We start from the raw sequence: 10,385 nt of genomic DNA on the forward strand, positions 1-10,385 counted from the left end.
CGAGCAGCTCGATCATGGTCGGGCCGTCGTACCAGGGCATCTCGTCGACCGCGCCGGGCGTCTCGGCGGCCTTGGTGACCACGTTGTCGCCCTTGAGCGCGCTGATCGGTACGAAGTCGATGCGGCCCACCGAAAGGTTCTCGGAGAACGCGAGGAAATCGGTGCGGATGGATTCGAACGTCGATTCGTCGTAGTCGACGAGGTCCATCTTGTTGACGCAGACGATGAGGTTGGGGATGCCGAGCAGCGAGGACAGGTACGCGTGCCTGCGGGTCTGCTCGAGCACGCCCTTGCGCGCGTCGATGAGGATGATCGCGACGTCGGCGGTCGAGGCGCCGGTGACCATGTTGCGCGTGTACTGCACGTGGCCAGGGGTGTCGGCGATGATGAACTTACGCTTCGGCGTCGAGAAGTAGCGGTAAGCGACGTCGATGGTGATGCCCTGCTCGCGCTCCGAGCGGAGACCGTCGGTGAGCAGCGCGAGGTTCGTGTACTCGTCGCCGGCCTTCTGCGAGGTGGCCTCGACCGAGGCGAGCTGGTCCTCGAAGATCGCCTTCGAGTCGAAGAGCAGGCGGCCGATGAGGGTGGACTTCCCGTCGTCGACGGAGCCGGCGGTGGCGATGCGGAGGAGGTCCGCTTCCTCGTCGAGGCCGACGGGGGCGGAGAGGCCTGTGGCTGTCGTGGTCATCAGAAGTAGCCCTCCTTCTTGCGGTCTTCCATGCCGGCCTCGGAAATGCGGTCGTCGGCGCGGGTGGCGCCGCGCTCGGTGACCCGGGTCGCGGCGACCTCGGCGACGACCTCGGCGTTCGTGGACGCGGTGGACTCGACGGCGCCGGTGCACGTGGCATCGCCGACGGTGCGGAAGCGCACGGTCTCGGTGTGGAACTCCTCGCCCTCGTAGAGCTTGAGGAAGCGGGTGTTGGCGAGCAGCATGCCGTCGCGCTCGACGACCTCGCGCTCGTGGGCGTAGTAGATCGGCGGGAGGTCGATGTCCTCGCGCTCGATGTACTGCCAGATGTCGAGCTCGGTCCAGTTGGACAGCGGGAACACGCGGATGTGCTCGCCGCGGCGGTGCTTGCCGTTGTAGAGGCTCCACAGCTCGGGGCGCTGCGCGCGCGGGTCCCACGAGCCGAAGGCGTCGCGGAACGAGAAGACGCGCTCCTTGGCGCGGGCCTTTTCCTCGTCGCGGCGGGCGCCGCCGAAGACCGCGTCGAAGCGATTCTCCTGGATTCCGCGGAGGAGGGAGGTGGTCTGCAGGCGGTTGCGCGAGGCGCCAGGGCTCGTGTCCTCGACGACCCGGCCGGCGTCGATGTCGTCCTGGACAGACGAGACGAGGAGCTGCGTGCCGGTCTCGGCGACCACGCGGTCGCGATACTCGATGACCTCGTCGAAGTTGTGGCCGGTATCGACGTGCATCAGCGGGAACGGCATCGGCGCGGGCCAGAAGGCCTTGCGCGCCAGGTGGAACATGACAACGGAGTCCTTGCCTCCGGAGAACAACATCCCGGGCCGCTCGAACTGCGCGGCGACCTCTCGGAAGATGTGGACGGACTCGGCCTCAAGGGCGTCGAGGTGCGAGAGCTCGTGCGTCGCGGCAGGGGCAGATGCCGTCACGGTTCCTCCCATTCCTAAGGGTTAGACAGACTTGTCTAGTGTAGACCGCTCTGTCTATATCGGCGAAACGGGGCCGTGCTCACTCCTCGCTCACTCCTCGAGGGCGGTGATCCTCACCTCGAAGGGGCCGAGCGACGAGCCTGCGCGGTTCCTCGCCCGCCGCGGGACGCGGATGCGGCGCGCCGTGAGGTTGACCTCGACGAGGTAGGCCTCGGCCCCGCCTTCTGTGGCTCCGCTCTCTCCTGAAATGCCGCCCGCACCCCCGGTGTCGCCGCAGCGCCGCACCCAGCCGAAGTACTTCCGCGAGCGCGGCGTCACGAACTCGATTCCGCCACGTGCGAAGGCAGCCCGCCGCCGCAGCGCGACCAGCTCGCGGTGGAACTCGAGGACCGAGCCCGCCACCCCCGCCTGCTCGGCGACCGTGAACCCCGGCGCGTCCTCCGCGCCCGGCTGCCACGGCGCTGCGCCCGGCACGAGCGAAAAGCCCCGCCCCTCCCCCGGCTCCCAACGCATCGGTGCCCGCGCGTGGTCGCGCGCACCGGGCAGCACCGTCGCGAACGCCTCCTCCTCGCTCTTCCCCGCCGCGCGCAGTTCCTCGAAGCGGCGCAGCGATTCGATGTCGCGCAGCTCCCCGATCGAGTCGAAGCGTTGATCGATCGCCGCGATCTCCTGCCCCTGGTAGAGAAATGCCGCGCCGGGGAGGAGCAGCTGGATCGCGGCGAGCGCCTTGGCCGCGGCCGCGCGAAGCTCGGGATCGGAGTCACGATCGCCGAGCACCTTGGACAGCATCCGCGGGTTGTCGTGGTTGTCGAGGAAGCGCGCGAACGCCCCACCGGGACCGAGGCGCCGAATCGCCTCGATGGAGAACCGCTTGAGGTACCAGAGCGGATAGCGGTAGTCGTCCCAGCGGGTGCGCCCCGGGGCATCGAGGACGTCGAAATCGAAGGTGAGGTCGAGGGCGCGTGGCTCGCCCGCCGTCAAGAGACGCCCCATCTCCAGGCCCACGCCCGGGGTCTCGCCGACCATGACCCCCACCCGATCGGGCGGCAGCCGCTCCCCCGGTTCGCCGTCGGAGCTTCTCGCCCTCACCGTGGATGACGGCGGGGGGTCGGATTCGCGCCTCGCGAAACCGCGTTCGCGCAGTTCGGCGAGCCGGCGCAGCAGGTCAGGGCCGAAGAAGTAGTGCTCGATGCCGGTGTAACCGAAGAGGGCGCCGAGGTGCTCATCGCCGTCGGGCAAGCCTGCTCGCTTGGAGACGTAGTTGATGACGTCGAGGCGGAATCCGTCGATTCCCCGCGCCCTCCAGAATCGAACGATCTCGGCGACCTCCTCGCGCACGTCGGGGTTGGCCCAGTCCAGGTCCATCTGCCCCGGCCCGAAGAGGTGGAGGGCCCAGAGTCTTTCGCCGGCGGCGCCGCCTGTGCCGCCTGCGGCGTCCCCGCCGTCGTCGCAGGCGCCGTCGCCGTCGCCGACGCCGTCGCCGTCATCGTCGAGGCGACGCCACGCGGGGCCGCCGAAGAACGAGGCCCAGTTATTCGGCGGCCTCGGCGAGCGGCGCAGGAAGTAGTAGCTCCCGTACGGGCCGTCGGGGTCCTCGCGCGCACGGCGGAACCACTCGTGCTCGGCGGAGGTGTGGTTGACCACGAGGTCGCAGATGATCCGCATGCCTCGCTCGTGGCAGGCGGCGACGAGGGCATCGAGGTCGGCGAGGGTACCCATCGTCGCGTCGATCGCGCGGTAGTCGCGAACGTCGTAGCCCGCGTCGTCGCCGGGGGAATCGAAGATCGGCGAGAGCCAGAGGCAGTCGACGCCGAGGGCATAGAGGTGATCGATCCGCGCGGTGATTCCGGCGAGGTCGCCGATGCCGTCTCCGTCCGAATCACAGAAGGACCGCGGATAGACCTGGTAGAAGACCGCCGTGCGCCACCACTCGCCCGGGGAGGAGTCGGCTCCGTCGTCATTCCGGGTGGATGTCCCGGCGGAGCGCGCCGCGTCTACATTTGTTGCGCCCGAGGGGCGGTTCCGGCCGCGCTGCGGGTGGTCCGCGACGAGCTCGAGGAGGGCGTCCGCGATACCCGGGCCGAGGGTGGGGCGGAGGCGCGCGAGTGATCGCAGGCGCAGGCGCGCGACCAGCGCGTTGTCGACGATAATGCGAGGGAGGCCGAGCTGGAGGAGGAGCTTGTCGATCGCGTCGCGGCCGACCGGGCTCTCGTAGATGTCGCCCAGCCGCGGGTTGTCGCCGAGCCCGCCTCCGCCGCCCTGCTCGCGTCTAGTTCCCATGCCAGATCGCCTCCCGTTCGCGGAGCTCGGCGACGATCCGCGCGTACGTCCCCTCGTCGAGCCGGTAATGGCGGCGGAGCATCGCCCAGCTCGCGGCGACGAGGAGGAATGGGACCCCGAACATCGCGATCTCGAAGGCGAGCCTGCCGCCGGCGGACAGGTCGGCGGGGCCCTCGGCGTCGTTGATCCCCGAGACAATGAGCGTGAGCCCGATGATCCCCGCCGCGGCCGCGCTCGACGCCTTGTAGAGGAACGGCTGGAGCGAGAAGGTGATCGACTCGTTACGCCGTCCGAGCTTCCACTGCCCGTACTCGACGGTGTCGGCAATGAGCACCATGATGAGCAGCTGGATGTACGCCTGCCCGAAGAAGATGAGCACCCCGGCGACCCCGATGGCGATGATCGACGCCCCTGCGACGGCGAACGCCGCGTAGCCGATGAGGCACGCGATGGAGGCGATGGAGAACACCTGCCGGCGCGTTCGGCGCGCCGAGACCCACGGGAACGTGAGCAGGCCGAGGATCTGAGCGCCGCCGAGGATCGCGGCGAAGACGGAGTACATCGAGGCGTCGCCGTAGATGTAGGTGAAGTAGTAGAGGCCGAAGCCGGCGGTGGCGGTAAAGCCGGTCATGAAGAAGAACATCGCGAGGGTGACCCACATGAGCTGGTCGTTCTTCGCGAGCACCCCGAACAGCTCGGAAAGGCGCGTGGGCCGCGGCACCTCGGCGCCGACCTGCTGCCGCGTCGCGAGGAGGGTGATCGATTGGAAGGCGAGCATGATCACCCCGAGCGCCGCGGCGAAGACGAGCCACGCCGCTCGTGCCGAGCCGAGGGCCCCTTCGAGCGCGTCGGTGATCGGCACGATCCCGACGACCACCGAGAACAGGCCGATGTTCGCGCACAGCCGGGTAACGACCCCGATCCGTTCGCGCTCGTCCTGCGCGCGTGAGAGCGAGGGCACCATGCCGTAGAACGAGATGTCGTTGACCGTGTACGCGATCTCCCACAGCAGGTAGCACGCGGTGAACGCGGCGACGAACGCCGCTCCCTCGAGCCCGAAGTCGGCGAACAGCAGCACGGTGGCCGGGGCCCAAAGGAGCGCCCCGCCCGCGATCCACGGCTTGAACTTCCCCCAGCGCGTGCGCGTGTTGTCGACGACGAGCCCCATGACGGGATCGTTGACCGCGTCGAAGAGCCGTAGGACCACGAGCACTACCGTGACGGCGCCGAGCGTGGAATCGGGGAGGTCGAGCACCTCGGTGAGGTAGACCATGAGAAACATGGTGACGAGGGCGCCGATCATGTCCCGACCCAGCGTCCCCAGGCCGAAGCCCCACGCATTCCTCCTCCGCTGCGAAGGAGTATCGGTCGGCACCGCGGGCGCGGCACCGGCGCCGCCCGCGACACCGTGCGTCGCGTCCACGCGCCCAGTGTGCCATTGAGATCGGGCCGCGCAGGCCACTTCGGCGGAGTCCGGTGTATCGGCGCCTGGCCCGCAGAGCCCGGGGCAACAGCAAGACCTACCAGCTGTCGGCGGTCTCCCCGCGATGCTCTTCCGAAGAGGAGCCCACGGGGTTGTCCGCCGGTATCCCCTTCGCTCTACTCCGGTATGCCCACCGGGGTCTCCGGCACACCGCCGTCGCTGTCGCCGGCGGCGGCCCCTCCGCATCCCCGCGGGAGCCGAGGGTGTTGCCCGTCGTCGCGACGATCACGGCCGCGACCGCCACCCACTGCAGCGGCGACAGCGCTTGACCGAGCATGATCCAGCCGACGAGGCACGCGAACACCGGCTCGAGGCTGAGCAGCACGCCGAACACCGGGCGCGAAAGCCGACGCAGCGCGAGCATCTCGAGCGAATACGGGACGAGCGAGCCGAGCACGCCCGTGAGCTGCGCGGGCAGGTAAAGCGAGGGCGTGGTGACGATGTGCGCGGCACCGACCGCGCCGGGGACGGCGTTGACCGCGGCGCCGATCGCGAAGGCGACGGCGAGGCCCTCCATCCCGGGGACCGCCGCGCTCGCCTTGGCCCCGGCGAGGATGTAGCACGCCCACATCGCGCCGGCGCACAGCACGAAGGCGACGCCCACGGGATCGAGGACCTCCGCCGTCACGAAGGAATCCAGCCCGAGCAGCGCGATGCCGCCCAGGGCGAGGGCCACCCAGCCCAGAACGACGGCCCGGCGGGACAGCGCCGCGGCGAGCAGCAATGGGCCGAGGAACTCGATGGTCACGGCGACGCCGAGCGGCAGGCGGGCGATCGCGGCGTAGAAGAAGCCGTTCATCGCGCCGAGCGTGATCCCGAGCAGCGCGACCGAGATCCACGTGTCCCGGCCCCACGAACGCACCGCCGGGCGGGCCAGGGCGAGGAGGATGACGGCGGCGATCGCGAGTCGCACGGCCGTGACTCCCCACGCTCCCGCCGCGGGGAAGAGCGAATGGGCGACCGTTGCGCCGAATTGGAGCGAGAGACACGAACCGGCGACGCAGAGCACGCCCGCGCCACCGCGGCTCCGGGGCGGGGAGGGAATCGAATCGAACACGGCGTCCAGTGTGGGAGCGCGCGATCGGTTAGTCTAGCGCCATAATCCGGCAATTATCTGTTCGCTCTACTTACATATTTGACGCCGCGCATCGCGCGGGAATCGTCCCCGACGGGAGGCCGCCCGTGGACCTCGACCCCACCCGCCTGCGCATGCTCCTCGAATTGCAGCAGCGCGGCACGGTGACGCGCGTCGCGGAGGTCATGGCGTACTCGCACTCCACCGTCTCGCAGCAGCTCAAGACGCTCGAACGGGATACCGGATTCCGGCTGCTCGAGCGCGCGGGGCGCAATGTCCGGCTGACTCCGCAAGGGCAGGTCCTCGCCGACTACGCCGCGCGCATCCTCGCCCTCTCCGACGAGGCCGAGTCGGCCATGGCGAGCTCTACTTCCGTAGTGAGCGGCACGCTGCGCGCCGCAGGCTTCCAGACCGTTCTCGCGACGATCGTCCCCGACGCGCTCGACCTGCTCCGCGAACGGCACCCGGACTTCCGCGTCGAACTGACCCAGCACGACGTCGAGGAGGCGAGCAAGGGCCTGGCCTCCCGCCGCTACGACCTCATTGTCGGGGAGGACTACCCCGGCATCCCGCAGATTCCCACCGAGGGCTTCCACGTCGAGCCGTTGTGGGACGAGGCGATGTTCCTCCTCCGCCCACTCCGCGGGAGGTACGCGGAGCTTCCCCGCGGGATCGATGCGCTCCGCGAGGCGCCGCTCGCCCTCGACCCGGAGGCCAACGTCATGGGCCGGTGGGGCCGAGACCTGTGCCGAAACGCGGGTTTCGAGCCCGTCGTCCGCTACGTGACCCCCGACCCGCTCCTGCAGATCCACCTCGTCCGCAGCGGGCACGCGATGGCCCTGTCCCCCGAGCTCATCGCCGGCGACGAACCCGAAGGGGTCGACGTCGTCGAACTCGGCGACAGCTCGCGCCGGACGCTGTGGACGGCGGTCCGCACGGGAGCGGAGACCCATCCCGCGATCCTCGCGTTCCGCGAAGCGCTCGCGGAGCAGCGCCCCTCCGAAAGGTAAAGAGCCGCGGTAGCCACCAGATCGAGCCTGACAGCCTGCGTTAAGGGAGTGGGCCGTGGGACGGTAGCTCCCCTATGAGCACTCCAGTGCCTAGATCGAAAGGTATTTGTAGTCAATTCCAATAAATACTGATTCCTTCAAATAAACATGATGTGATCCGTCCCACCCTGACGTTGCGGCCCGAGGAAACCCCTCCCCTGGCTCTCAACGATCGAGAAGACGCATGAAGACGTCGAAGAAATTCGTAGCGGCCACGTCGACTGCCGCACTTGCGCTCGGCATGTTCGCGGCGAGCGCGGGAATCGCTGCGGCACAGGACGATCCGGAAGCCCCTTTGGGCTCGCTGAGCTGCGGCTCGCTCGGGCTCGACCTCGACAAGACCAAGGCCGACCTCGACCTCGCGGCCAAGGCACTCAATGGCCCGGTCTCGGTAACTCCGAGCGAGGACGGCGCCGTCGTGACCCACAAGAACGATTGCGAAGAGGCAGTCAAGCGCGGCGGAATGGTCTTCCCTTACGCCTCCATCGCGGACGAGGATGTCGACATGAACAACCCGCTCGGGCTGCTCGAGCCCATCGAGACCGGCGGGCACGTGACCATCCTATCCGCCGGCGAAGATGGCGCGCCGTCGTCGACCCCGCTGGAGGGCGCACTCGTCGCTGCGCTGCTCTCGTTCGCTTTTGGCTCAGGTGGCACTGAGATCGCCGCGGGCGAATCCGCCGACTGGACGGTCGACGACGAGACCACCGACCCCGGCGACACCGGCGGTGACACGGGTGGCGACACGGGCGCCGAGTAGCAAGACACCGCCCCTGTGGCGGGCCGCTCGCCGCGGCTCACCACCAGGAAACACAAATGACGGCGGGCGGACGGAGAAATCCGGCCGCCCGCCGTCATTGACATATTTGCCCCGCCGTGGCGAGCGGACAGGGCCCGCGGCGAGTCCCCGCTAGCTCCCCTGCGGCGCCGGGACCTCACCCGGAGCGGGAATGCAGTCGAGTACGAAGCAGCCGCCGGTGTCCGAGAGCGGGGCGCGCAGCGGTTCCTCGCCGCACGAGAACTCGTTGCAGCCGTCCACGGCGAACGGGCCGAGGCCGAACGGCTGCCCCAGCACGGCCGGGTTGGCGAGGTTGTTGATGTCGACGTCGAGGTTGAAGGTCGGCTCGTACGCGCCGGGATCGGGCACGGTCGGGTTGGAGTACGCCGCGACGAGCTTGCGCAGGAAGGTCCGGGCGAGCTCGCTGTTGGAGTTCGCGCTGAGCACCGTGCTCGGATCCGGAGACACATCGCCGAGCACTCCGTTCCACGTGGCCTGCAGGCCGAGGCTCGGGATCATGAAGTTGTTCTGCTGCAGGGCGCCGACCATGGCGAACGCATCATCCGGGAGTCCCTCGAACGGCGAGACGGCGTAGGTCTTGCGCGAGGGAATGGTGGGGGCCGTGCACGGCTTGTCGTTGACCCACACGAGGAATCCGTAGCAGCGGTTCGTCTCAGTGGGAGTGCGCAGCTGTTTCATGTAGTCGGCGGAAATGATCTGCCGGCCTGCCCAATCGCCGTTGTTGGCGAGCAGCATGCCGAGGCGCGAATAGCTCAGGGGCGCCATGTAGAGGAATGCGAAGCCGTAGGTGTTGCCGCTGCGGTCGCGCGACCAGTGGTAGCTGTCGGCGCCGACGCCGATGGGATCGAAGAGTTCCCGCTGCGCGTACTGCTGCAGGTCCTCGCCGACGGCCCGCTCGACGACGTGGGCGAGCAGATCGGGGCCGCGCTGCGTAGACTCGAAGAACGTGCCCGGCTCGTGGATGAGCGGCAGGCCGAGCGCCTGCTTTGACGCCGAGGGGTCGAGATCGAGCCCGCTGGGGAACCCCTCGGAAACGATGGACTGCTGCAGCCCGGAGGTCTGCGTGAGGAGGTCGCGCACCGTGATCGCGCGGTGCGCCTCGTCGCCCTCCCCGGGCTCGAGATGGGTGCCGATCGGCGCGTTGACGTCGAGCTTGCCCTGGGTGTTCGCGATGCCGGCGAGCATGGCGATCACCGATTTCGTCGAGCTCCACAGGTTCCACTTGAGGTTGTCGGTGGTGTCGTTGAGCGGGCCGCGGCCGATGAGGCAGTTATTACGGAAAACCTGGACGTTGATCCGCAGGCGCGAGGCCGCGAACACGATGGCGTCGTCGAGCTTGGCCTGGTCAATTCCCACATCCGCGGGGTTGGCGCTGGCGTAGCCTGCGCCGTCGGTGGGCACCGCGCACTGCTCGGGTTGGCCCTGTTCGATCGTGACGGCGCCCGCCGGTTCCTCGGCCGGGTCCGCGGCGGCGAGTGGCGCGGTCACCGAGCCGGCGCCGGCGAACGTCCCCGCCGCGAGGATCGACGTCGCGGCCAGCGCGAATCCGCGCCGCAGGCGACGCGTCGATTCGCGGCTCCCGGGCATACCGCTGCCCGAACCACCCCTGTGCCAGCGCTTTTCCACCGAAGTCTCCATCGGTCCACCCGTACTCACGCTGTCCAATTGTCGTGCCCGATTGTTATGCGGGACACGCCATCGTTAGGCAACCTTAGATAATCGTGAGCGCAGCAGGGCGGGGCACCCCCGACTTCGAGCCCCGCTCAGAGCACTTCGAGGAGGCCGCGCACGATCGCGCCGAGGCCCCCGAGGGCGGCGAGCACCATGGCCACGCGGCGCGCATTCGCCACCCGGACCCGACACGACAGCCAGATCCCGGCACCGATTCCGACGAGCACGCAGACCACCACGAACGGCGCGAGCACGGACGCGTGGAGCTCGCCGCCGAGGTGCGCGGAGCCGGTGAAGGCCTTCGAGGCGACGGAGACCGCGCCCATGGTCATGAAGATGGGTTGGAGTGTCGCGGCGAAACTCCGGTGGTCCCAGCGGGAGAAGCGGGAGTAGAGGACCATGACCGGCGCGGCG

The 10,385-nt window shown here is 69.0% G+C and carries 8 protein-coding genes and 1 pseudogene; 2 read left to right on the forward strand and 7 right to left on the reverse strand.

What is annotated here, in order from left to right:
* From V7E05_RS12210 to V7E05_RS12230, 5 genes are all read right to left on the reverse strand, one after another.
* On the reverse strand, positions 1 to 688 hold a 688-nt coding region (locus V7E05_RS12210), incomplete at its 3' end, for a GTP-binding protein (RefSeq protein WP_333619921.1).
* On the reverse strand, positions 688 to 1,614 hold the full coding sequence (gene cysD / locus V7E05_RS12215) for a sulfate adenylyltransferase subunit CysD (protein ID WP_442891673.1): 927 nt from the start codon (positions 1,612 to 1,614) through the stop codon (positions 688 to 690). The genes V7E05_RS12210 and cysD, both read right to left, overlap by 1 nt.
* A gap of 90 nt (positions 1,615 to 1,704) precedes the next feature.
* Positions 1,705 to 3,894 (reverse strand): alpha-amylase family glycosyl hydrolase, encoded by a 2,190-nt coding sequence (locus V7E05_RS12220; RefSeq protein ID WP_333619923.1) that lies wholly within the window; start codon positions 3,892 to 3,894, stop codon positions 1,705 to 1,707.
* On the reverse strand, positions 3,884 to 5,317 hold the full coding sequence (locus tag V7E05_RS12225; protein ID WP_333619924.1) for a glycoside-pentoside-hexuronide (GPH):cation symporter: 1,434 nt from the start codon (positions 5,315 to 5,317) through the stop codon (positions 3,884 to 3,886). Before V7E05_RS12225 ends, V7E05_RS12220 begins: the two co-directional genes overlap by 11 nt.
* A gap of 97 nt (positions 5,318 to 5,414) precedes the next feature.
* Complete coding sequence (locus V7E05_RS12230) at positions 5,415 to 6,434, reverse strand: EamA family transporter (protein ID WP_333619925.1); 1,020 nt, start codon at positions 6,432 to 6,434, stop codon at positions 5,415 to 5,417.
* 125 nt (positions 6,435 to 6,559) lie between these two features.
* On the opposite strand from V7E05_RS12230, the gene V7E05_RS12235 reads away from it, so the two are divergent.
* Positions 6,560 to 7,462, forward strand: a complete 903-nt coding sequence (locus V7E05_RS12235) for a LysR family transcriptional regulator (RefSeq protein ID WP_333619926.1) — start codon at positions 6,560 to 6,562, stop codon at positions 7,460 to 7,462.
* Between the two features lie 223 nt (positions 7,463 to 7,685).
* Positions 7,686 to 8,261 carry a hypothetical protein gene (locus V7E05_RS12240; protein WP_333619927.1) on the forward strand — a complete coding sequence of 192 codons (576 nt, stop codon included), beginning with the start codon at positions 7,686 to 7,688 and terminating at the stop codon, positions 8,259 to 8,261.
* A 150-nt stretch (positions 8,262 to 8,411) separates the two neighbouring features.
* Here the strand turns inward: V7E05_RS12240 and V7E05_RS12245 are convergent, their stop codons facing one another.
* Complete coding sequence (locus tag V7E05_RS12245) at positions 8,412 to 9,956, reverse strand: serine hydrolase domain-containing protein (RefSeq protein WP_333619928.1); 1,545 nt, start codon at positions 9,954 to 9,956, stop codon at positions 8,412 to 8,414.
* Between the two features lie 107 nt (positions 9,957 to 10,063).
* A pseudogene (locus V7E05_RS12250) lies at positions 10,064 to 10,385 on the reverse strand (sulfite exporter TauE/SafE family protein); the annotation flags it as partial.

It is taken from the genome of Dietzia sp. (assembly GCF_036741115.1).
In the GTDB taxonomy this organism is placed as follows: Bacteria; Actinomycetota; Actinomycetes; order Mycobacteriales; family Mycobacteriaceae; genus Dietzia.

Coding starts and splice junctions, on each gene's coding strand:
- V7E05_RS12220 (WP_333619923.1), bottom strand. CDS start 3,894: ATGGGAACTAGACGCGAGCAGGGCGGCGGAGGCGGGCTCGGCGACAAC.
- V7E05_RS12240 (WP_333619927.1), top strand. CDS start 7,686: ATGAAGACGTCGAAGAAATTCGTAGCGGCCACGTCGACTGCCGCACTT.